This is a genomic window from Amycolatopsis sp. NPDC043887, from assembly GCF_056435665.1.
In genome coordinates this window covers 1-23,074 of record NZ_JBWKEB010000003.1, presented here as the reverse complement: position 1 = coordinate 23,074, position 23,074 = coordinate 1, and the positions used below count along the sequence as shown (strand labels likewise).

The window sequence follows — 23,074 nt, the reverse complement described above, 5'->3', positions numbered from 1 at the left end:
ACCCTTCCCCGTCGCGCGCGGCCTCCCTGCTGAAGTCGCACATCCGGGTTACCCAGAACGCCCGCCGATCAACCCGTGTCGGACCCGACACTCCGATCATCGGGCCGCGATACCCTCCAGCACCGTCTTGACCACGGCTTCCACCTCCGGTGAACCGGTCACCGAGGGGCCGTGCGGAAGCAGAGCGGAGAGCACTGTTTCGTGGCAGACACCGACCAGCATCGCCGCCGCCGCGCCGACATCGCCGTCCAGCCTGCCCAGTTCCCTTTCCGCCCGCAGGTATCCGGCGAGACGATCGCGCCAGGTCTCGCCGTCGCCTGTCCGTTCCCCGAACCGCGCGAGCACGACGGGACGGGCCAGCAGCCCGGCGAACGCGGGCAGGATCTCCTTGTGCAGAGCCAACCCGTACGCCAGCTGGGCACGGAGATTGGCCTCGACCGTAGCCGAACCGGGGTCGGGCAGCTCGCCGAGTCCGGCTTCCACTCTCCGTACGTGTTCGGCCAATGCGTCGGCGAGCAACTCCTCCTTGTCGGCGAAATGGTTGTACAGCACGCCATCGGCGACTCCAGCCGCACGCGCGATCGCCCGCACCGTGAGTTCCGCGGTGCCTTGCGCGGAAATCAGGTCCGCGGCGGTGCCGATCAGGTGCTCGCGCAGGCTCCGGCCGTCTTCCGCGTGGCGCAGGGCGGCCGCTTTTCGCGGTGACATCAGGATTTCGCCCTGACCAGCCAGGCGGCGCCGCGCAACCGGACACCGCCGGAACCCTCGAAGGGCCGCAGCGCGACCGAAAGCGCCTCCCGCGCCCGCTTCGCCGCTTCGGCGCCGGCCAGATCGAGGTGGTACTTGACCGGCCCCCAGTCCGCGATGAATCCGGCCGCGTCGGGAACATCCCTTCCCCACACCTGGTCCGCCTCGACACGGTCGCAGGCGACATCGCGGAACCCGGCGCCGGTCAGCACCGAGCGAACCCGCGCCGGGTCTGCGAACGCCGTCGGGCCCGTGCCGTCCTCGCCGGTCGGGGTCGGCAGAAACGGCGCCAGTGCGCCGAAAACCGCACCGAGATCGGTTCCGGCGAGCGCGGTCATGCACAGAAAGGCGAGCCTGCCGCTCGGTTTCAGCGCCCGGCGGACGTTCGCGAAAGCGGCGACCGGATCGGCGAAGAACGTCACCGCGAACCGGCTGAGCGCGACGTCGAAAACCCCGTCCCCGAACGGGAAGACCTGGACGTCGCCCTGCTCGAACACCACGTTCGCGACACCTTCGGCCTCCGCGCGCGCCCGCGCCGTGGCGAGCATCGGCGCGGACAGGTCGATCCCGGTCGCGCCCCCGAGCGGAGCGCGGACGGCGGCGAGCCGGGTGACCTGCCCGTTGCCGCAGCCGATGTCGAGCACCCGGTCGCGCTCGCCGATTCCGGCGGCGTCGAACAGGAATTCGTTGAATCCGCTGTTCACCGCGTCGTAGCGCTCGTCGTGCTCGGCCCAGTGCCGTCCCTCGTACCCGTTCCACGCCTCCGACTGCGCGGTGTTGACGATGCCGGACATACCAGAACCTCCTCCGTTATGAACGTGCGTTCATGAACACGTGTTCATACTGGAGGAGGTCTGGTTCGCTCGTCAAGCGGCACATACCCCAGGGGTGTACCGCAAGGGCCTGCGGATACCTGGAGGGGGCATGAAGCAGCGACGTGCGTCACATACGGGGTAGGGGTAAGGCTGAGTGGCGTCTCGGCACAGAGGTCGTGAGCGGCGATTCAGGTCAGCGGCCGCGCGTGAAGGCCCCCTTCCCTCGGCTCAGCCGAGGAAACTCGACCTTCACACCTTGCCGAAGCTCCCTGCCCGGCAAGGAGCGCCGCCGGTCCGTCACCAGGATCATCGCCAGCGTCCCGATTCCCAGCCACACCACCAGCTGCACGATCCCCGACGCCAGGCCGTCCGTCCCCGTCAGCAGCGATCGCAGCGCGACCAGCGCGCCGTTGGTCGGCAGGATCCCCAGCACGGTCCCGAAGAAGCCGGGCACGGTCGAAATCAGCGAAGCGCCGACAGTGAGCACGAGAATCGCGAGGGCGGCGAAACGGCCAGGGCGTTTGAAGATCGCCACCAGCGCTTGGTTCACCACGGTGAACGTCCCCGCCGCGAGGACAAGGAGCACCAGCAGGGTCACGGCCTTTCCGAAACTCAGGCCGAGGAACGCCCAGAACACCCCGGTCAGTATCAAGGCGGTGAGCACCGCCAGCGTCGCACCGGGGAGGGCCGCGGCGAGGATGATCCGCCAGCTCGGTTCGCGGGTGGTGAGCACGCTCGGCGGCACCGCCTGGATCACCTGGTACGTCGCCAGCGCGCACACCCACAGCGCCAGCACGAGGATCAGCGCCACCACGCCTTCGCCGAACGTTCCCGAGCCCGCCGTGTCGGCGATCGCGGGCGTGGCGGCGACCTGTTTGAGGTGATCGCGTTCGGCCTGGGTGTAGTCGGGCACCTTGCCCCGGCCGTCGTTGAGGCCCTTGGCCAACTCGGACGCGCCGGATTCGGCGCGCTCGGCGCCATCGGCGGCGGTGCGGGCACCGGTGGCGAGTTCACCCGCGCCGGTCGACAGGGTGGTCGCGCCACCGGCGAGCTGGCCGGACCCGTCGGCGAGCTGCCGCGCACCCGAGTCGGCGGCCTTGACGCCGGCGTCGAGTTTCCGCGCACCGGCGGCCGCCGTGCCGATGCCGCCGGCGAGGTCCTTCGACCTGTCCGCGAGCTGCTTGTTGCCGTCGGCGACCTTCTGGGAGCCCGCCGAGAGGTCTTGCACCGCCTTCTTCGTCTGCACGACGGCGTCGCGGATCTCGGCGCGTTTGCCGTCGAGGATCGCGGCATCGGCCGTGAGCTTTTCCGAAGCGGCCTTCAGATCGGCGCAGAACTTGGTGTCCTGATCGCATTTCTGCGCCAGTTCCGCGAACTTCCGCGCCGAATCGCCCGCCGTGGGCAGCGCGTCGATGATCCGCACGACCTTGTCCGCCAACGGCGAGATCTTGTCGGCCAGCTGCTTGTTGCCGTTCGCGACCTGCTGCGCCCCGTCGGCCAGTTCTCTGGTCAGCCGGGGCAGTTGCGCGGTGTCCTTCTCCGCCTGGGTCAGCCCCGACGACAACTGGCCGGAGCCGTCGGCGAGCTGCCCGGTGCCGTTCGCGAGCTTACGGGCGCCGTCCGCCAGCTGACCGGCCGCACCGCTGAGCTTTCCCGCCCCACCGGCGAGTTCTCCCGCTCCCGCGGCCAGTTTCCCGGTTCCGTCGGACAACTGGCGCAGCCCGACGACGAGCTGATCGCCGCCGTCGGCCGCGGCCACGAGCTGCTGGTGAATCGACGAGAATCCGACGTACAGATTGTCCACATAGGTCTCGACGATCTGACGGTTCAGCGCGGTGAGCGTCGCGTTCGCGACTTCCCGGCTCGCCACCGGGTCGACGAGGCCGGTGCGCTGTGACGTCTCGACGCGCATGATCGCCTGCTTCGCGTCGAGCGGCTTCCCGGCCGTCGACGTGGCCTGCGCGGAGAAGTCCGGCGGGATGGTGACGACCGCCGAATACGTCCCGTCCGAGATGCCTTCCTTCGCGTCCTCGGCGTCGGTGAGCACCCAGGTGTACGCGGAATCCTCGCCATGCACGAGATTTCCGGCCAGCTCGCGGCCGAGCGGGATCACCTGGCCGTTCACGGTCACCGGCTCGTCGTTGTTGACCACGGCGGCCTTGGCCGCGCCATGGTCGCCGTCGGGCGACCAGAACGCCCACGTCAGACCGAGTGCGACGATCACCGGGACGAGCACGATCCCGAGCCAGGTCTTCCAGGTCAGCGGGCCGAAGGCGGTGGCACGGGCGGAGCCGGTGAAGAAGCGGGGCATCAGCGGACCTCGGCGGGGACGGGGGCGGGCGCCATGGCGAGGCCCGCGACGGCGGTGGTGGGCAGCAGATCCCGCACGATCGCGAGGCTCTGGCAGGACACGGCGAACGTCGCGGCCCTGCTCGCGAACGCCGCTCGCAACCCGGCGCGCTGCGCGGTGGCGACGACGGTGTCCAGGTCGTCGAGGAAGACGAGGCCGACGCCGTCGTCGAGCGCGCGGCGGACCTCCCCGGCCGGGTCGTCGGTCTCCTCGCAGGCGATGAAAGCGACTTTCCGCCGGACCGCGTGCGCGTGCTGTGGCAGCACCCGGCCGAGGACCTTCAGGTCACCGCGAATGTGCGGCACACGGCCGGCCAGCGCGTAGAGCAGGGCGCTCTTGCCCGCCGGGCCGGAACCGTGCACGGCGAGGATCTCCCCCGGGCCGAGGTGCAGTTCGACGTCGCGGAAGACGGTGCGCCCGCGGTCGTCGTCGACGCGGAGACCGGCGGCGCTGATCACTTCGGCCGAGCCGGGCGCGGGCCAGTCGGCGAGCCGCAGTTCGTGGACGAGACCGTCGCCCTCGGCGTCGAACACCGGGAGTTTGCGGTCCAGCCACGGCGGCAGCCCCCAGGCGCGCGGGCCCAGCAGCGCGAGGATCGCCGGGACGAGGGTCATCCGCACGAGGAAGGCGTCCACGAACACCCCGACGGCGAGGCTGAACGCGATCGGTTTGATCGTGGCGCTGCCGTCGGGCACGAACGCGGCGAACACGCCCAGCATGATCACCGCCGCCGCGGTCACGACCCTCGACGCGGACACGAACCCCGTCTCGATCGCCTTGTGCGCGTCGCCGTGGTGGACGTAGTCCTCGCGGATCCGGGACACCAGGAACACTTCGTAGTCCATGGCGAGTCCGAAAAGGACACCCATCAGGATGATCGGCAGGAAGCTGATCACACTGCCGGTGCGGGTAACCCCGAGCGCCTCGGCCAGATGTCCTTGCCCGAACACGAACGACGTGGCGCCGAACGCGGCGCCGATCGACAGCAGGTACCCGAAGGTGGCTTTGAGCGGGACGAGGATCGAGCGGAACACCATCGCCAGCAGCACCAGCGAAAGCCCGACGACCAGGATGCCGAACGGCAGCAACGCGTCGCCGAGCTGCGTGGACACGTCGATGCCGACCGCGGTGAACCCGGTGACCGCGGTCTGCACGCCGTACCGCTCCTTGAACTGCCCTTCCATCGCGCGCAGTCGTTCGACGAGGTCGTCGGTCGCCTCGTCGTACGCGCCGGTCGTCGGCACGACCTGGATGATGGCGGTGTCGCCCTTGGGGTTCGGCGTGGCGAGCGGGACGACGGCGACGCCGGGCACCCCGCGGATGTCGTCGGCGATACCGTTGGTGATCCCGATCGGGTCGGTGGTCGACAGGATGTCCGCGGTGACGACCAGCGGGCCGTTGAAGCCGGGCCCGAAATGCTCGGCGACTACGTCGTAGGCGACGCGGGCAGGCGTGCCGTCCTCGTCGGTTCCGTTGTCCGGCAAGGCGAGCCGGAGATCCAGCGCGGGCGCCGACGCGACCGCGAGCACCCCGACGATCAGCGCGATCGTCACCCACGGCGATTTCGTGGCGAGCCGGACCCAGCGGAGGCTGAAACGCGGCTTCTTCTTGATCTTCCGTGCCTTGCGCGGTTTCTTGGGCCGCAACCGCTCGCCGGCGAACGCCAGCAGCGCGGGGATCAGCGTGATGGCCACGATCACCGCGACGGCGACACCGCCCGCCGCCGCGACACCCATCGTGGTCAGGAACGGGATCCCCGCGACGAACAGGCCCAGCAGGGCGATCACCACGGTGAGCCCGGCGAAGATGACCGCGGATCCCGCGGTGGCGGTCGCCCTCGCGATGGACTCTTCGACTTCGAGTCCCTCGGCGAGCTGATCCCGGTGCCGGGAAAGCAGGAAGAGCGCGTAGTCGATGCCGACGGCGAGCCCGAGCATGACCGCGAGCATCGGCGCCGTGGAGGACACGGTCGCCACCGAGGTCGCCGCGTAGACCAGCGCCACCGAGACCCCGACGCCGAGGATCGCCGTCAGCAAAGGCATTCCGGCCGCGATGAACGAACCGAACACCATCAGCAGCACCACGAGCGCGATGACGAGACCGATCCCCTCGGTGGGGCTGAGCTTCGGCACCTTGTCGGAGAACGCGTCGCCGCCGGTGAGCACCTCGGTGCCGTGGCCGATCCGGCTCTCCAGGTCCTGCGCGATACCGGCGAGGGCGGTCCTCGTCGACGGCTGGATGTCGGCGAGCCCGACGTCGAGCTGCACGGTGACCAACGCGGCGCGGCCGTCCTTGGATACCGCGTCGTGCACGTTCGGGTCGAAGGGGTTCACCACCGTCGCGACCTGTGGGGCCCCGCTCAGCTCGGGCACCGCGGCGGAGACGGAGTCGCGCACGACGGCGGCATCCGCCCGCTGCCCTTCGGGAACGAGCACGACCAACTGTGCCGAAGTCCCGCTCACCTGCGGGAAAACCCGGCCGAGGTGGTCGAGTGCCTCTTGGGACTCCGAGCCCGGGATCGCGAACGTGTCGTCGGTCCCCTGGCCGAACAGCAACGCCGCGCCGCCGGCGACACACAGCATGACCAGCCATAACGCGGTGACCAGCACGCGTCCGCGAGCGGCCAGCCTGCCGAGGCGGTAGAGGAATGACGACACGATCGGCTCCCGGCAGTCGTTGGATACATGGCGTATCGTAATGCACGGTGTATCCGATTCACGATGTATCCTGTCCCACAGCCGGGTGAACCGGGCCGATGCGAAAGAATGGCGAGATGACCGAGGAGCGGGGCGCCACCATGACCAGGCGCCGGGCGGATACCCGCCGACGGCTGATCGACGCGGCATACGAGGCCTTCTCCGAACGCGGCATCCGGGACACCCCGGTCGAGCTGATCTGCGAACGCGCCGGCTTCACCCGCGGCGCCTTCTACTCGAACTTCAGCTCGAAGGGAGACCTCTTCCTTGCCTTGTTCCAGGAGGAGAACACCCTCCGGCTCGAACGGTTCCGCGAGGCCACCGAGAGCGTGCTCGGCGAGGCCGCCGTCGGCGCGCACGAAGACCTCTCCCCCACCCTCGGGCGGATCGCCGAACTGTTCATGGTCGCGCTCAACGCGGACAAGGACTGGTACCTGCTGTGCGCGGAATTCCGCACGCAGGGCCTGCGACAGCCGGAGATCCGCGACCGGATCGGCGCGGCGTTCCGGCATTTCCACACCGAACTGGGCGCGATCCTGGTCGGCACGCTCGACCGGATCGGCAGGCGGCTGACGATCTCCGCGGACGACGCGGTGCTCGTCCTGGTCGCCCTTTACGAGCAAGGACTGCAGAACTACCTGCTGGACGGCAGCGAACTCCCCGCCGACGGCCGGTTCGTCAGCGAGCTGATCCCGAAGGTGATGGCCTCGCTCATCGTCCCGGCGAACTGATCCTTCAGCACCGGGGCGGGAGCCAGCCGGGCGTGGTCACGACCTGCTCCGGCGCCACCGTCGGTTGCGAAGTCCCGAAACCGAACCCGACGAGCCCACCGGGGCAGACCCGCACCGCGCCGGGCCCGCCCTGGGTGCCGGATTCGCGCCACGCGACGGGATCCAGCCCGACGCGCCACACCTTCCAGAACGGCGCGCCCCGCCGATGACCGGCACAGGCATCGTCGCCAGGAAGACCTTCGATGGCGCAGACGTAGCGAGAATCCCCATACGGTCCGGTTCCGCTCCCCAGCCGTACCGCGAGCCCGGAACGCTCGAGCGCGGTCCGCGCGTCACCGGGTGAGCCGGGCACGCATCGCACGAGCACTCCGGCCGCCATGCCGACCGCGACGGTCACCCCTTCGGTTCCCGCACAGGCACCGGTTCGCGAAACCGGGTCCACTGCGGGAAAAAGGGTCACCAGAGCGAGAAGCACAGACAAGATCGACACTTGCCAAAGACTACGGGTGTCCGGCCATATGCGCACAGTGACCACCTCGGGGAACGCCGACACGAATCACATTCCGTTTCGCACGAAAGGAGAGAATATGTCGGAAATTGGCCCGATCAGGGGGCTTGCGCGTTCTTCGGCACAGGAAAAAGATGTGTTCTTCTCGTCCGTGCCACTACATCGGGTGCGGCCGAATTTGTCCGGATGATCATAGTTCGTCCGGGTCCTCGAAAGGTTCAGAGCGTGACGCGCAGGCGCCTTACCGCATTCGTCGTTCCCCTCGTCCTCACCGGATTCCTGCTCGCCGCGGGCGGTACCGCCCAATCGCGTCAGCCGTCGCAGAGCCCGGTCGACATCTCCCCTGGCGCCATCAGGTTCGATCCCGCTCAGCCGAGGCTGGAGATCTCCTACGGCCATTCGGATCTCGACCTCGAATACATCCGGAAGGACACCTCGGACACCAACGGCTGCGGCACGAGGAATCACGAAGAAACCGAAGAGGCCGTGGTCCGGCCGGGCACCGGGCACGTCACGCTCGCCGGGGTCCGCTACGAACTCGAACAGTTCCATTTACACACTCCGTCGGAGCACCGTTTCCAGGGCCGCGCCGATCCGTTGGAAATGCATTTCGTGCACCGCGGCGCCGCCGGGAAACTGCTGGTGATCGGCGTTCCCCTGCGCGCGGGCACCGGGTCGCCGGTGGATCGCGTCCTGGCGACGCTCGCACCGGAATGCGGCGAACCGGTGGCGCTGGCGGACTTCGACCTCGACACGCTCCTGCCGCGGAACAGGAGCACACTCCGGTATGAAGGCTCGCTCACCACGGCGCCGTTCTCCGAAGGCGTGCAGTGGTTCCTGATGTCCGAGCAGACCGTCTCGCCGTCGACGATCGCGCGGTTCCGGGGGCTGTTCGGCGACGGCAACGCCCGCGAGCCACAGCCGCTCAACGGACGGAAGTTGACCGTCGTACCGTGAAGGCCTCCTTGCCTACCTTGAGGGTAGGGAAGGAGGCCTTCACCACCTTGGTGACCGGCCACGCCAGCAGGTCACGCGGGTCCGAGTACCGATCGGGGCAGGTCTCGTTTCATCGGGATTTCATGGCTCCGCTTTACGGTTCCGGGCACGGATCCGCGGCCGCGGACCGGTGGTCCACGAGGAGACGTGCATGAGCCCGGCGAGCCGGACCCCCTACAACATGGTGCTGCCCAGGGACGACTCGCCGAGTCCCGGGGAACGGGACCGGCTCGTCGGACCGGGCTGGAGCTGGGCCGCGTTCTCCACGCCGTGGGCCGACGGCCGCCCGTCGCCGAAGTACCGGTGGACGCTGTTCGAGACGGCCGCCCACGCCGTCGAAGACCTCCGTCGCTGCCTCGACGACGGCAACGTCGGCAGGCGCGGCGCCCTCTGCTCTTCCGTGCTCCGCAAGCGCGGGGCACCGCGGGAACTGGTGCTGTGCGACGGCGCGGAATGGGCTTGCGTCGTCCACGAGGTCCGCGCCGGGGTGCACCTGGCCGACGCGGCCGACGCCTACTTCGCGCGCTGGCGGACGAGCATGGCGGGGCACCGCTTCACGATCATCAACGGCGGCGTACCGACTGTCTGGTGAGGTCCAGACCTTCCAGCGCGAGAGTGCGCTGGAGGGAATCGCCGTCGGGTCCGATGGTGGTGAGCACCCACTCGAAGTGTTCCCTGGCCGCCACCGGATCACCCGCGGCGAGATGGGTGCGGCCGAGCCGGTTGCGGATTTCGGACTCCATCCCGACGATCGTCTCCTCGGTGACCGCCGTCAGCGCCCGCCGCTGGAGTTCGAACGCCGCGTCGAGGTTCCCCAGCTCCAGTTCCGCGGCGCCCAGGCGGGCGAGAGCGGTCGCGGTCAGCAGCCCGTCCGTGGTCTCCTCGGCGAGTTCGACGGAGCGCCGGAGATCCAGCGCGGCTTCGGCGAACCTGCCGGTCTCCAGCCGGACGGTGCCACAGTGGCACAGCACCCTGGCCAGCATCCCCGGACTGCCGATCTCCTCGCTCAGCTCACGAGCGCGGCCGAGGTGGACGAGCGCCTCTTCGTGCTCGCCCTGCAGGTAGGCGAGATACCCCAGGGCGGACAGCGACCGTTCGGCGAGCCAGCGGTCCCCCACCTCCTCGGCGAGGATCATCACCCGCCGCATCCCGGAAATGGCGAGATCGTGCCGCCCGGCGATCAGATCCGCCATGGTGAGCCCGCCGAGCGCCCGCGCCTCCACTCCGCGGTCGCCCGATGCCTGGCCCGCCCGCAGCGCGTCGTCGAACCAGCCACGAGCCCGGTCGAGTTGCCCTTGCATGGCATAGGCGTAGCCCAGGCAGAACCGCAACGACGAGACCAGGCGCTCGTCTTCGGCCTGTTCCGCGAGCGGCAGCGCGACCTGCAACGCCGTCCGGCATTCGTGGTACCGCTGCTGACGCGCGAGATAGTCGACCAGGCCCTCGGCGACCGAGCAGGCGAGGTCGGCCAGCCCGGCTTCGGCCGCTTGTGACACCACCTCCGGCAGGTCGCCGGCCGCGTCGAGCCAGGCGGAAGCGTCACGCTGCCCGGTGAACGGGCCTCCGGTCTCCACCGGGAATCGCGCGACACCCCACTCACTCGCCCGTCGAGCGGCACTGAGGTAGAGCCCGTACACCCGTTTCCGAGCCGCTTCGGCGGCGCCTTCGGGCATCTCCCCGGCGAGCCGCCGGGCATAGACCGCCACCAGATCGTGCAGCCGGTAGCGTCCGCTCGCGGGCTCCTGCACGAGGCTGGCGTCGACCAGGCTTTCCAGCCGCCGCTCGGCTTCGGCGGGCGAGCAGTCCAGCAGGGCGGCGACCGACAGCCGGTCGAATTCGGTCGTCGGCGACAGACCGAGCACGCTGAACGCGGTCTGCTCGGCGGGCCGCAGCTGGTCGTACGACAGACGCAGCGCCACCTCGACACTGCGATCCTCGGCCGTCAGTTCGCCGAGCCTGCGCTCGTCGTCCGACATCCGGTCGACCAGATCCTTGAACGTCCACATCGGACGGTTCTGCAACCGGGCACCCGCGATCCGCAGCGCGAGCGGCAGCCGACCGCACAGCCCGGCGAGCGCGCGCACGGCGAACCGCTCCCCTTCCGCCCTCGGCGCCCCCACGATGCGGCTGAGCAGCCGCTCGGCCGCATCGAGGCCCAGCGCGCCGAGGGAAATACGGCGGTCGGCGTCCAAACCGGACAGACGACGACGGCTGGTCACCAGCACGCGGCTGCCCGGCCCGGACGGCAGCAGCGGCCGCACCTGCCCGGCGGACTCGGCGTTGTCGAGCACCAGCAGCAACCGCAGCTGCGCGGTCGCCGCCCGCCACGACGCGGCCAGTTCGTCGAGATCGTCCGGCATCGCCCCGTCCTCGACCCCGACCGCGCGGAGCAACCGCCGCAGCGCGCGCTCCGGCGCCACCGGCTCACGGCCTTCGGTGTAACCGTGGAGATCCACGAACAACGCACCGTCCGGATAGGACTCACGGAGCCGGTGGGCCGCACGCACCGCGAGGGTGGTCTTCCCGGCACCGGGGACACCGTCGACGGCGTCGACCGAGACCGACTCCGGATCCCCCTCTTCGACGAGCAGCGCGAGTTCCCGGTCCCTGCCGACGAGTTCGCCGTTGACGGCGGGCAGTTCGTTGCGGATCCGCCGGGACGGCTCGCGGCGCGGCGCGACACCGAGCAGCGTCTCGTCGCCGCGCAGCACCGCATCCTGCACCTGCCGCAGCTCCTCACCCGGCTCGACGCCGAGCTGCTCGATCAGCCGCTCGCGGACGTCGGTGAACACCTCCAGCGCCTCCGCCTGCCGCCCGCCGCCGTAGAGCGCCCGCATCAGCAACGCGGCCAGCGGCTCGCTCGGCGGGTCGGCGGACACCAGCGCCGACAGCTCGCCGATCACCTCGTCGAACCGCCCGAGTTTCAGCTGGGCCCGCAGTTTCCGGCGCAGCAACAGAAGTCTGCGTTCCTCCAGCCGTCGCCGCTCGCCTTGGACGAACGCGCCGGGCAGCCCCGTCAGCGGCTCGCCGTGGAACAGCCGGAGCGCGTCGGCGAAGGTGTCCACCGCGGCGACGAGGTCGCCCGACTCCTCGGCGGCGGCCGCGACGGCGGCGACCTCCTCCAGCCGGACCACGTCCAACCGGACCCCGCCGCTGGCGAACCGGTAGCCACCGCGATCGGACACGATCACCGAGTCCCGCGGCTTCTGGCCCGAGGTGTCCAGGCATTGCCGCAGCCGCCGGACGTACACCGGCAGCACGTTGGACTCCGGCGGCTTTTCCCAGAGCCCGTCGGTGAGTTCGTAGTGGCTGACGGTCACGTCCGGGCGCAGCAGCAGCGCGGCCAGCACGGCCTGCTGCCGGACCGGCCCCAGATCCAGCCGGGTCTCCCCGTGCCAGGCCCGCAACGGGCCGAGCAGTTCGAAGCGAAGTCGCGAGTCCGGCATGATCCCCCCATCGTTGCGCATCAGCCCGGCACCACGATCCCGTGGTCGAACGCGTACACGATCGCCGCCGCCCGGTCCCGCAACTGGAGTTTGGTGAAGATCCGGCCGATATGGCTTTTCACGGTCACCTCCGAAATGACAAGCGTCGCGGCGATCTCCGCATTGGTCAGCCCGCGGCCGATCGCCCTGAGCACGTCCTGCTCCCTCGGGGTCAGCAGCTCCGGTGAGCGTCCGCCACTGCCGTTCCCGGCGGCCTGCCGGTACGCGGCGAGCACCCGCCCGGTGACACCGGGGTCGAGCCACGCGTCGCCCGCGGCGACCGCCCGCACGGCCCGGATCAGGTCCTCGGCCGGGGAATCCTTGAGGACGTACCCGGCCGCGCCCGCCCGCAGCGCGTCGGCCAAGAGGTTGTCGTCGTCGAAGGTGGTCAGCGCGAGCACCGGCGGATGCCCGCCGGACCGCCGCAGCCGCCTGGTCGCCTCGACGCCGCCGACGTTCTTCATCCGCAGGTCCATCACGATGACGTCGACCTCGTGCGCGGCCAGCGCCGCCGGAACTTCCGAACCGTCGCCGCATTCCCCCGCGATGACGAACCCGTCGCGGCGCCGCAGGATGCGCCGCAGCCCGGACCGGACCAGCTCCTGGTCGTCGACCAGCAGCACCTGGATCTCGGCGGCGGTCACGGCTTGCCGCCCGGCACGGTGACCTGCACGATCCACTGCCTGCCGCTGGGCCCGGCACTGAGATCGGCGCCGAGCTGGGCCGCGCGGACGGCCATCCCCGCCAGTCCCGAACCGTCCTCCGCCGCGCGCCGGACGGTCGCGGGGAGGGTGTTGCTGACGATGAGCTTCAACCCCGAACGGCCGGCGTTCAGCCGGACCTCCGCGGTCGCGCCGGGGGCATGCTTGACGACGTTGACAAGTGATTCCTGCACGATCCGGTAGAGGCCCAATCCTTCCGAGGCGCCTACCCGGCCGAGGTCGCCTTCCTGTGTATAGCGCACCGCCAGTCCGGCGCTGCGAGTGCGTTCCACCAGCGTCGCGATGTCCTCCACCCCCGGCAGCGGGGCGCTGCCGGACGGGGAATCGGCGAGCAGACCGACCGTGCGGCGGATGTCGGCCATCGCGGCCCGTCCCACCTGCTCGGCTTCGGTGAGCGCTTCGATCGCCTCGTCGACGTCGCGGTCCTGCTGCAGCGCGTGCCGGGCGCCGGTCAGATGCAGCAGCGTGATGCTGAGCGAATGGCCGACGACGTCGTGCACCTCACGCGCGATCCGCTGGCGTTCGGCGAGCAGGGCCTTGTCACGGGAAGCGTCACGGTTGCCGCGTTCGGCGTCGAGCACCCTGGTGTACCAGCGGACCATGAGCCCGCCGCTGAGGCCGAGCAGGATCGCGACCATGTACACCGGCCCGCCGATCAGCCCGCCCCAGATCCCCGCCACGACCAAGACCGCTTCGCCCACGATGGTGACGAGGGCGATGCCCCACGTCGTCCGCAGGACACTGCCCGCTTCGGTGGCCGCGACCAGCAGCAGCAACGGCGCGAAATCCGGCAGCACGGGCTCGATGAGCAGCACCGAGGCGGCGATGATCAGCGCCGTCATCCGCACCCACGGCATGATCCAGTCGGTGACCACCCAGATCACCGACGGCGCGATCACGATCAGACCGGCCAGCGCGATCGGCTCGGGCGGTAGCAGGGCGTCCCGTTGCACCAACGCGACCACCGTGAACACGAAGCTCACGGCGCTCGCGCACAACGCCCCCCACCACGGCAGGGTCAGCCCGGCCCGGGTGAGACTCGCCTGCACCCGTGCCCGGAACCGGTCCCGCAAGATCTCCAGCACGGCATCAGCCTAGGAAGTCCCGCTGAGCGCGTCATCGTGCGGCGGGCGGCACCCGTCTCCGCCCACGGTAGGAGGCCGGACGAGCACGGTCGGATGAAATCCGGATGAAACCCCGGCACTCATTCCTGGCTGAGCGCGACCCAGTTCAGTTTCTCCTGTTCTCGTTTCGGCAGGCCCGCGACGACGAGGTCGTAGGAGTCCTCGGTCAGCTCCCGTACGAAGTCGTCGGTCAGCGAGCCGTCCAGCTCGACGGTGTTCCAGTGCCGTTTGTTCAGGTGGTAGCCGGGGACGATGGCCGGATGCTCGGCACGCAGCCGGACCGCCAGATCCGGCTCGCATTTGAGGCTGATCCGCAGCGGCTTCGCCTTGAGCGGGCCGAGCGCGAAGATCTTGCCCGCGACTTTGAACACGCTGATGTCCTCGCCGAAGGGGAACTCCTCCCGGGCGCCGGGGAAGCCGAGGCAGATCTTCCGGAGAGCGGCAGGTGTCATGGCGTTCAGGCTAACCGCCCCCTCCGACAGAAACCTGTCCTGTCCAGGGCGTTGACCGGTTGTCGGTGATTCCTTGACGATGAGTGGAGCCGACTGGGTGGAGGCGGAACCGACATGCGCGTGAAGTATCTCGCCATCGCGGGAATCCTGGTGCTGGGCTTGATGCCGGGTGCCGCGGCAGCCCAAGTGCGGAGCCCCGCCGGCAGCGGCTGGGTGGGCACCTGGGCGGCGGCGCCCGCGGCCGGGGTCGCCGGGACCGACAACGGCTACCCGAACTTCTCGATCCGCAACATCGTCCACACCAGCGCCGGCGGGCACGAGGTCCGCGTGCGGCTGTCCAACGCCTTCGGCCGGACTCCGGTGCTGTTCGGCCGCGTGACGGTCGCGGTCGCCGCGGGCCCGGACACCCCGCAGGCCGTGCCCGGCACGATGCGCACGCTGACCTTCGGCGGAGATCGCGAGGTCACCGTGCCGCCGGGCGCCGACATCGTCAGCGACGGCGCGGCGCTGACCGTGCCGAGGGACGGCGACCTCCTGGTGACCACCTACACCCCGACGCCGTCGGGTCCGGTCACCTACCATCCGCTCGCGATGCAGAACTCGTACTTCACCCGGAACGGCGACAAGGCGGCCGACGAGTCGGCGGCGGCGTTCCCGGAGAAGACCGCGGTCTGGCACTACGTGTCCGGTGTGGACGTCCGCGGCACCGGGTTGCGGGGCAGCGTCGTGGCGATCGGCGACTCGATCACCGACGGGGCGAATTCGACCTGGGGCGCGAACCTGCGCTGGCCCGACCAGCTCGCCGACAAGATCAGCGCGCGCCTCGGCGTGCTCAACGCCGGGATCAGCGGGAACCGCCTGCTGCTCGACGGCGGCAACTACGGGGTCAACGCGCTGGCCAGGCTCGACCGGGACGTCCTGAACCAGTCCGGCGTGCGGACGGCGATCGTGTTCGAGGGCATCAACGACATCCAGCAGACCCCGCACCAGGCCGATCCGAACAAGATCATCTCGGCGCTGAAACAGATCGCGACGAGGGCGCACGACCGCGGCCTGCGGGTGCTGGGCGCGACGATCACGCCGTGGAAGGGCTGGGGTTCGTACACTCCGCAGCTCGAAGAGACCCGGCAGGCGGTGAACCGGTTCATCCGGACCAGCAGGCACTTCGACGGATACATCGACTTCGACGCGGCGATCCGCGACCCCGCCGATCCGCAGCGGATGAAACCCGAGTACGACTCCGGCGATCACCTCCATCCCGGTGACAAGGGCTTCACCGCCATGGCGGACGCCGTCCCGCTGCACCGGCTCCGGCACGAATAAGGGCTGCGCCAGGCGGTTCCGTGGGGCACGATGAACAGATGGCGAGCGGCGACAGCGGTATCCGGGAGACGGCGCGGCTGGTCCGGTTCGCCGAACACGAAGCGCGGGCGGAAACGCTCCGCGCGCAGCTCGCCGATCTCCACGGCACGATCCGGCTGGCGAAGCGGACGTCGAACCTGTTCCGGGCACGGAAGGCGACCAGCACTCCGGGGCTGGACGTCTCGGGATTCACGCATGTCCTCGACGTCGATCCCTTGGCGCGTACGGCCGACGTCGAAGGCATGGTCACCTACGAGCAACTGGTGGACGCGACCCTGCTCCACGGGCTGATGCCGCTGGTCGTGCCGCAGCTCAAGACGATCACGCTCGGCGGCGCGGTCACCGGCCTCGGCATCGAGTCGTCCTCGTTCCGCAACGGGCTCGTGCACGAGTCGGTGCTGGAGATGGAGTTGCTCACCGGTGACGGCAGGATCGTCGTCGCGCGGCCGGACAACGAGCACAGCGACCTGTTCCACGGCTTCCCGAACTCGTACGGGACGCTCGGCTACGCGCTGCGGCTGAAGATCGAACTGGAGCCGGTCAAACCGTATGTGCGGCTCGACCACGTCCGCTACGAAGACACCGAGGAGTACTTCGCGGCACTCGGCGAAGCCTGTCGTAACGGGTCGGCCGACTTCGTCGACGGAACGGTCTTCGGGCCGGGCGAGCAGTACCTGACGCTCGGCACGTTCACCGCCTCGGCGCCCGCGACCAGCGACTACACCTGGCTCGACATCTACTACAAGTCGATCCGCTCCCGCGAGACGGATCATCTGAGCGTCCGCGACTACCTGTGGCGCTGGGACACGGACTGGTTCTGGTGCTCGCGGGCGTTCGGCGTGCAGCACCGGCTCCCCAGGCTGCTGCTGGGAAGGCGGCTGCTGCGGTCTTCGGTCTATTGGAAGGTCGTGGCGCTCGACCGCCGGTTCGGGATCGCCGCGAAACTGATCAAGCTGCGCGGGCTTCCCCCTGAAGAGACCATCGTCCAGGACATCGAAGTACCACTCTCGCGGGCGGCGGAGTTCCTGGACTTCTTCCGCCGCGAGATCCCGATCAGCCCGGTGTGGATCTGCCCGCTGAAGCAACGGCCGGGCGGCGTGAACTCGCCGCTGTACGAAATGGACCCCGAAACGCTGTACGTCAACTTCGGGTTCTGGTCCGCGGTCCCGCTGGACCCCGGCGAGGCGCCGGATACGCACAATCGGCTGATCGAGGCCGAAGTGACCCGGCTCGGCGGGCGGAAGTCTCTGTATTCCGACAGTTTCTATACCGAAGACGAGTTCTGGCGGCTGTACAACGGCGACGCCTACCGGAAACTGAAGACGGCCTACGACCCCGACGGCCGCCTGCTCGACCTGTACGCGAAATGCGTGCGGCGGCGGTGACCCGGGCCTGGAGAAGAGAGACGACCATGGCTGAGACGACGACCGTCGGCGAGATCTTCGAGCGGTTGCTCGGCCCGAGCACCGAAGTGTCCATCACCGCCTATGACGGCAGCACGAGCGGGCCCGCGGGCGCACCCGTGTCGATCGAGGTGCGGTCGCCGCTGGCGTTGACGTACCTGATGTCGTCCCCAGGGGACCTCGGTCTCGCGCGTGCCTACGTCGCCGGCGCGCTCGACGTCGACGGCGATCTCTACACGGCGTTGCGCGCGCTCGTCTCCCAGGTCGATCAGCTCAGCGCCGCCGACCGGCTGTGGCTGCTGCGCAAACTCGGTCCCACGCATCTGCGCCGCGTCGCCCCGCCCGCGGAGGAACTGCCGAGCCGCCTCAAGCGCACGGTCGACGGGCTGCGGCACTCGAAAGCGCGGGACAGCAACGCGATCTCCAACCACTACGACGTCTCGAACCGGTTCTACGAAATGGTGCTCGGGCCGTCGATGGCCTACACCTGCGCCGCGTATCCGTCCGCCGACGCGTCATTGGAAGAGGCGCAGGCACACAAATTCGACCTGGTGTGCCGGAAACTCGGCCTCCGGCCGGGGATGCGACTGCTGGACGTCGGCTGCGGCTGGGGCGGGATGGTGGAGCACGCCGTCGCGAACTACGGCGTCGAGGCGCTGGGCGTGACCCTTTCGCGTGAGCAGGCGCAATGGGCGCAGAAGGACATCGTGGCCAAGGGGCTCGCGGACAAGGCCGAAGTACGGCATCTCGACTACCGCGACGTCACAGAAACGGGTTTCGACGCGGTGTCGTCGATCGGGCTCACCGAGCATATCGGCGCCCGCAACCTGCCGTCGTACTTCCGTTTCCTCGCCGGGAAACTGAAGCCGCACGGGCGTCTGCTGAACCACTGCATCACCAACCCGGACACCTCCGTCGCGCACCGGTCACGCGGGTTCATCGACCGATACGTCTTCCCCGACGGGGAGCTGGAGTCCGTCGGGGAGATCGCCACCGCGATGCACGACAGCGGGCTGGAGGTGCGGCATTCGGAGAACCTCCGCGAGCACTACGCCACCACCCTCGGCGCGTGGTGCGCCAACCTCGACGCGAACTGGGACGCGGCCGTCGCCGAAGCGGGCGCCGGGCGAAGCCGCGTCTGGGCGCTGTACATGGCCGCGTGCCGTCTCGCCTTCGAGCGGCGAGAGATCGAACTGCACCAGGTGCTCGGGGTGAAAGTCGGCCCGGACGGTGACTCGGGCATGCCCTTGAGGCCGGACTGGGGCGTTTAGCGGGCTCAATGCCGGAAGGCTTCGGCGAGCCACCACGAGCCGCCGTCGTCGGCGATCTTGGCGTCGACGACGAGCGGCGCGTCCCGTGGCCCGCCGAGCCATTCCGTGACGGCGGCCAGATCCTCGACCGACCGCACGGTGATCCCGGCGCAGCCGAAACCTCGTCCGATCGCCGCGATATCGGTGTCGGGGAACCTGACCGTGCTCATGTCCGCGTCGCCGAAATGGTGGATCTCAGCGCCATACGCCGCGTCGTTGTAGACGATGACGACGAGCGGGATACCCAGTCGCACGGCGGTTTCCAGCTCGGAAACGGCCATGTGGAAGCCACCGTCACCGACCCCGACTACCGGCAGGCGCTCCGGACGGGCCAGCGCCGCGCCGATCGCCGTCCCGAGGCCGAGCCCGATGCTTTGGAACGCCTGGGTGAAGCAGAAGCCGTTCTCGTCGGGGACGGACAGGTACGCACTCGGGTAGCCCATGAAATTGCCGGAGTCGATCGAGACCACGCGTTCGGCGGGCAGGATCTCGTCGAGACGCCGGCTGAGCGTGCGCGGATCGATCCTCCCGTCGCCGGATAGGTCGTTATACGGCACGTCGTTCCACCGTGTGCTTTTGAGGGCTTCGCGGCTCCTTCGGTGGCCACGCCTCTCGAGTTCGGCGTGAACGTCCACGGCCGTGCTGGCGACGTCGGCGACGACGCCGAGGTCGATCGGCCGGTGCGCGCCGAGCGCGGCCTGGTCGACGTCGACCTGGACGAGCCGGGCCTCCGGGCAGAGGAGCGTGCCGTGCCGGGTGGTCCACATGTTCAGCGCGCAGCCCCAGCCGATCACGAGGTCGGCGTCCCTGATGAGTTCCGCCGCCTGTGGCGACGAAAAGCCGCCCGCGATCCCGATCGAGTAGGGATCGTCGTGGAAGAGGCCGTGCGCCACCGCCGAAGTCGCCAGCAGCGCCCCGGAAACCTCCGCGAGTTCTTTGAGCGGTGCAGAACCGGCCCGGGCACCACGGCCGGCGATGAATACCGGCCGCCGTGCTTCGACGAGAAGGTCCGCCAGTTTCGCGACCGCCTCGGCGTTAGGCCGGATCGGCGCCGGGCCAGGAATCTTCGGGACCGGGACCGCTTCTGGCGCTTCTTGGGCCTGGACGTCGAGCGGCAGGTTGAGCAGGACGGTGCGGCGCTGTTGCACCGCCGTCCGGTAGGCGCGGACCGTGTCGGCGACCGCGGTGGCCGAGCCGTGCACGCGCTCCGGCACGGCGCCGACGGCGGCCGCGAGCGCGTCCTGGTCCACCCGGAAGTTCGACAGCACCGCCGACGCCGCGGTGTCCCCGGCGAGGACTACCATCGGTGTCCGGCTCTTGGCGGCCTCGGTGATCCCGGTGAGCGCGTTGGTGAGCCCGCACCCCTGATGGAGGCTCAGCACCGACACGCGGCCGCTCATCCGCGCGTACGCGTCGGCCATGTTCGCCGCGCCGCCCTCGTGCCGAGCGGCGACGAACCGCACCCCGCCGGAACGTAATCCGTTGGTGGCCTCGAAATTGCCGCTGCCCACCACCCCGAACGCGGCACCCGCGCCGAGTTCCGCCAGCGTGCGTCCGACCAGCTCCGCGACGTTCATGCCCGTTCGACCAGCGCGTACACCCTGGCGGGGCTGCCGGAACCGCCGACGATCGGGAGCGGGCTGACGACGAGCAGCGATCCGGTGGGCGGCAGGCTCGCCAGGTTCCGCAACTGGGTCAGGCCGTGTTTTCCCGCGCCCAGAAGGAGTTCATGGCAGGGGAAGGCCGGTTCGAGTGCCAGCGCCTGCCCCGCGTCGGTGCCCACGGTCTCCACCCCGAACCCGGTGATCGGTGCCTCCTCCGCGAGCCAGCGAGCGCATTCCGCGGAGACGCCCGGCGAATGCGGACCGTTCTCGTCGTTGTTGAGGAAGGCTTCCTGATCATGCGAACGGGCGTCCCAGCCCGTGCGGTAGAGCAGCCAACCACCTTCGGGCAGCGGCCCGTTCTCACGTTCCCACTCGCGGATGTCTTCCGTGGAGAGCAGGAAATCCGGATCCTCGGCCGCGCGGGCCGTCGCGTCGAGCACCACGGCCGGGGCGACCAGCGTGCGCAGCGGCACCTCGGAGACGTCGTGGCCGTCCTTTCCCGACACCCAGTGCACGGGAACGTCGAGATGGGTCCCGGTGTGCTCGCCGGTGTGGATGTTGTTCCAGTACCAGCGCGGCCCGCGTTCGTCGTACCGGCTGATCTCCTCCAGGCCGAACGGGATCGTGTTCGCGAACGGCTCCGGCAGCTGGAGGATCGGGGTGCTCGCGCTCAACGGGGCGGTGAGGTCGACGACCTCGATCGTGCCCGTGGTGATCGCGGTGTTCAGCTGGGCCAACAACGACATGCGTGCCTCCCGGGAGTGACTGCGGCGTCCTGGGTCACTTTAGGCGGGTTTCGGGGGTGGCGGGATGGCTCGTTCTCGATCGGTGTCAGCGGGAGCGTGATCCCAGGAGTCTGCCGCGGATGCCGTCGAGGTCGGTGTTGCTGACACCGGCAGCGAGGAGATAGTGCTCGACGTCGAGGTCCTCGAGGGTGCCGAGGATGGTGGCTTGGGTCGTGGTGCCGCGATGGGTGAGGACGGACTGGATGATCGGTCCTTGGTCCTCGGTGCCCATCACGGCGAACAGGGGTTTCAGGGCCTCGGTGGACAGGTCGTAGTCCGTTGCGATGGCCTCCGGTCGGACGTCGGCCAGCGCCAGCAGCAGGAGGGTGATCAGGCCGGTGCGGTCTCGGCCCGCGCCACAGTGGAACAGGACACCGCCGGGTCTGCAGTGGGCGAGCGCGGTGATGACAGCGGCGCACCGGCTGGCTTTCCGTTCGAGGAAGAGACGGTAGTAGAGCGGACTGCCGTTGAGTTGCTCACTGTTGATGTGCTGCCAGAACTCGATGTCCTCGACATCGTCGAGGGGTACCTCGATGCGGTCGACGCCGGTCGGTGTGGTCGCGCCTGCGGTGGTGGCGGCGAAGTGCGCCGAGCCCGCCAGCGCTGTCGGGGACTTTGCCGTCGCGGGCCGGATCTCGTCGGCATTGCGCAGGTCGACGATGGTGCGGACACCGGATTGTCGCGCCTGGGACCAGCCCTCGTCGGTGACAAAACGAAGATCAGCCGCCCTGAAGAAGGCGCCGTAGCGCGTCGCATGGCCCGACCTGGTCGGCAAGCCGCCAAGATCTCTGGTGTTGTAGAAGCCTTCCCAGGTCACTGCTCTGCTCGTGCTCATGGTCGAGCATTCTTCCCTCGGCCCGCCGGTTAGAACACGCCCGTGACCTGACCAGACCACTCGTGCAGAGCAGCGTCACAGTGGGTCGGCCACGACCCCGACCGGGCTCAAGCGAATCAAACCTGAGCCGCGGACCGAGGGGCCAGTTAGCAATCACCGGCACGTCACACCACAGAATGCGAATGCAATTCTGGAGCACCTTTCACATTCGCACACCTGTTCGAACACTGGTATTCTTGCGGGGTGTCCAGCCAACGAATCCTCGAACCGCCGCAGGAGCTGTGGCATGCCGGTGCGCGCGAACTCGCGCACGGCGTGGTCGAGCGGTTGTCGGTGGCACGACAGGCTTTGGCCGAGGTCGGGCAGTTCCTGGCCGAGATCGAGTCCCGCGGTCCGATGGAGTTGTTCGGGCACGGATCGACCGCGGGCTGGTTCGCCGAAACCGCCCGCATCAGCCCCAAAGAAGCCCGCGACACCGTGACCCGCGCGCTGGCACTGAACGAAAGCCGGAACCTGGACGGCACCCCCGCCCCCGCTTTCGCCCCCATCGCCGGAGCCGCCGCGGCCGACGGGGACCTCGGGCACCAGCAACTCGACCCACTCCTGGTGGTACTGAAGAAAATCCCCGCCGACGCATCCGCCGAAGACCGCTCCGGCGCAGAACAGATCCTGGTGAACCTGGCCCGCCACGCCGGGCCGCAGCAGATCGTCAACGGCGGCGCCGAACTCATGGCGCACCTGGATCCCGACGGCAACGAGCCCAAAGACGAAGACCTGAAGCCGCCGTCGCGTGAGGTCCATCTCCGGAAACGCGACGACGGCTGGTGGCGGCTCAACGGCCTCCTGGACCCCGAATTCGGCGCGAGAGCCAACGCCCTGTTCGAAACCTGGGGACAACGAAGACCCGCCGACCAAGACGGCAACCGCGACCCCCGCACCCCCGGCGAACGCCACGGCGACGCCTTGTTCGACGCCATCCACTACGCCATGACCAACGACAAAGCACCCACCCTCTCCGGAGACCGCACCACCATCGTGGTCACCATCCCCCTGGAGACCCTGACCTCCGGACTGGGATCCGCCTGCGTGGACGAGATCTCCCAGATCACCGCCCGCCACGCCCGCATGCTCGCCTGCGACGCCAAAATC

19 protein-coding genes are annotated in these 23,074 nt (G+C 69.4%); 7 read left to right on the top strand and 12 right to left on the bottom strand.

Annotated elements, in window-relative coordinates:
* Positions 1 to 96 precede the first annotated feature (96 nt).
* The 4 genes from AC069H_RS09640 to AC069H_RS09625 all read right to left on the bottom strand — a co-directional run bounded on the left by AC069H_RS09640 (position 97) and on the right by AC069H_RS09625 (position 6,569).
* Positions 97 to 708: a TetR/AcrR family transcriptional regulator gene (locus tag AC069H_RS09640; RefSeq protein WP_478231960.1), complete on the bottom strand. Its 612-nt coding sequence runs from the start codon at positions 706 to 708 to the stop codon at positions 97 to 99.
* On the bottom strand, positions 708 to 1,541 hold the full coding sequence (locus tag AC069H_RS09635) for a class I SAM-dependent methyltransferase (RefSeq protein WP_478231959.1): 834 nt from the start codon (positions 1,539 to 1,541) through the stop codon (positions 708 to 710). The genes AC069H_RS09640 and AC069H_RS09635 overlap by 1 nt, the downstream gene beginning before the upstream one ends.
* Before the next feature lie 214 nt (positions 1,542 to 1,755).
* A complete protein-coding gene (locus AC069H_RS09630) occupies positions 1,756 to 3,873 on the bottom strand; it encodes a YhgE/Pip family protein (protein ID WP_478231958.1) in 2,118 nt (705 codons plus the stop codon).
* Positions 3,873 to 6,569 (bottom strand): MMPL family transporter, encoded by a 2,697-nt coding sequence (locus tag AC069H_RS09625; protein WP_478231957.1) that lies wholly within the window; start codon positions 6,567 to 6,569, stop codon positions 3,873 to 3,875. The genes AC069H_RS09630 and AC069H_RS09625 overlap by 1 nt, the downstream gene beginning before the upstream one ends.
* Before the next feature lie 116 nt (positions 6,570 to 6,685).
* On the opposite strand from AC069H_RS09625, the gene AC069H_RS09620 reads away from it, so the two are divergent.
* Positions 6,686 to 7,339, top strand: coding sequence for a TetR/AcrR family transcriptional regulator (locus AC069H_RS09620; protein ID WP_478231956.1), 654 nt, complete (start codon positions 6,686 to 6,688; stop codon positions 7,337 to 7,339).
* 4 nt (positions 7,340 to 7,343) lie between these two features.
* Here AC069H_RS09620 and AC069H_RS09615 read toward each other — a convergent pair whose 3' ends face one another.
* Positions 7,344 to 7,829 carry a hypothetical protein gene (locus AC069H_RS09615; RefSeq protein ID WP_478231955.1) on the bottom strand — a complete coding sequence of 162 codons (486 nt, stop codon included), beginning with the start codon at positions 7,827 to 7,829 and terminating at the stop codon, positions 7,344 to 7,346.
* A 243-nt stretch (positions 7,830 to 8,072) separates the two neighbouring features.
* Here AC069H_RS09615 and AC069H_RS09610 point away from each other — a divergent pair, with 243 nt between their 5' ends.
* Both AC069H_RS09610 and AC069H_RS09605 read left to right on the top strand, forming a co-directional pair.
* Positions 8,073 to 8,804: a carbonic anhydrase family protein gene (locus AC069H_RS09610; RefSeq protein ID WP_478231954.1), complete on the top strand. Its 732-nt coding sequence runs from the start codon at positions 8,073 to 8,075 to the stop codon at positions 8,802 to 8,804.
* A 190-nt stretch (positions 8,805 to 8,994) separates the two neighbouring features.
* Positions 8,995 to 9,435, top strand: a complete 441-nt coding sequence (locus AC069H_RS09605) for a hypothetical protein (protein ID WP_478231953.1) — start codon at positions 8,995 to 8,997, stop codon at positions 9,433 to 9,435.
* Here AC069H_RS09605 and AC069H_RS09600 read toward each other — a convergent pair.
* The 4 genes from AC069H_RS09600 to AC069H_RS09585 all read right to left on the bottom strand — a co-directional run bounded on the left by AC069H_RS09600 (position 9,407) and on the right by AC069H_RS09585 (position 14,626).
* On the bottom strand, positions 9,407 to 12,310 hold the full coding sequence (locus tag AC069H_RS09600; protein ID WP_478224794.1) for an AfsR/SARP family transcriptional regulator: 2,904 nt from the start codon (positions 12,308 to 12,310) through the stop codon (positions 9,407 to 9,409). The two genes, AC069H_RS09605 and AC069H_RS09600, sit on opposite strands and share 29 nt — an antisense overlap.
* Positions 12,310 to 12,972: a response regulator transcription factor gene (locus AC069H_RS09595; protein ID WP_340685655.1), complete on the bottom strand. Its 663-nt coding sequence runs from the start codon at positions 12,970 to 12,972 to the stop codon at positions 12,310 to 12,312. The genes AC069H_RS09600 and AC069H_RS09595 overlap by 1 nt, the downstream gene beginning before the upstream one ends.
* Entirely contained in the window at positions 12,969 to 14,135 is a 1,167-nt protein-coding gene (locus AC069H_RS09590) for a sensor histidine kinase (protein WP_340685656.1), read from the bottom strand. Before AC069H_RS09590 ends, AC069H_RS09595 begins: the two co-directional genes overlap by 4 nt.
* Positions 14,136 to 14,254: 119 nt before the next feature.
* Positions 14,255 to 14,626, bottom strand: coding sequence for an MmcQ/YjbR family DNA-binding protein (locus AC069H_RS09585; RefSeq protein WP_478224796.1), 372 nt, complete (start codon positions 14,624 to 14,626; stop codon positions 14,255 to 14,257).
* A gap of 114 nt (positions 14,627 to 14,740) precedes the next feature.
* On the opposite strand from AC069H_RS09585, the gene AC069H_RS09580 reads away from it, so the two are divergent.
* From AC069H_RS09580 to AC069H_RS09570, 3 genes are read left to right on the top strand one after another with little or no spacing between them, the layout of a single operon-like run.
* Entirely contained in the window at positions 14,741 to 15,949 is a 1,209-nt protein-coding gene (locus AC069H_RS09580) for an SGNH/GDSL hydrolase family protein (protein ID WP_478224797.1), read from the top strand.
* 38 nt (positions 15,950 to 15,987) lie between these two features.
* Positions 15,988 to 17,373 (top strand): FAD-binding oxidoreductase, encoded by a 1,386-nt coding sequence (locus tag AC069H_RS09575; RefSeq protein ID WP_478231952.1) that lies wholly within the window; start codon positions 15,988 to 15,990, stop codon positions 17,371 to 17,373.
* Positions 17,374 to 17,399: 26 nt separating this feature from the next.
* Positions 17,400 to 18,662, top strand: a complete 1,263-nt coding sequence (locus AC069H_RS09570; RefSeq protein WP_478224799.1) for a class I SAM-dependent methyltransferase — start codon at positions 17,400 to 17,402, stop codon at positions 18,660 to 18,662.
* Between the two features lie 5 nt (positions 18,663 to 18,667).
* Here the strand turns inward: AC069H_RS09570 and AC069H_RS09565 are convergent, their stop codons facing one another.
* The 3 genes from AC069H_RS09565 to AC069H_RS09555 form a co-directional block, all read right to left on the bottom strand.
* Complete coding sequence (locus tag AC069H_RS09565) at positions 18,668 to 20,278, bottom strand: thiamine pyrophosphate-binding protein (protein ID WP_478231951.1); 1,611 nt, start codon at positions 20,276 to 20,278, stop codon at positions 18,668 to 18,670.
* On the bottom strand, positions 20,275 to 21,051 hold the full coding sequence (locus AC069H_RS09560; RefSeq protein WP_478224801.1) for a cyclase family protein: 777 nt from the start codon (positions 21,049 to 21,051) through the stop codon (positions 20,275 to 20,277). The genes AC069H_RS09565 and AC069H_RS09560 overlap by 4 nt, the downstream gene beginning before the upstream one ends.
* An 85-nt stretch (positions 21,052 to 21,136) precedes the next feature.
* Complete coding sequence (locus AC069H_RS09555) at positions 21,137 to 21,925, bottom strand: tyrosine-protein phosphatase (RefSeq protein WP_478231950.1); 789 nt, start codon at positions 21,923 to 21,925, stop codon at positions 21,137 to 21,139.
* 243 nt (positions 21,926 to 22,168) lie between these two features.
* Here AC069H_RS09555 and AC069H_RS09550 point away from each other — a divergent pair.
* A partial coding sequence (locus AC069H_RS09550) for a DUF222 domain-containing protein (RefSeq protein ID WP_478231949.1) occupies positions 22,169 to 23,074 on the top strand: 906 nt, incomplete at its 3' end.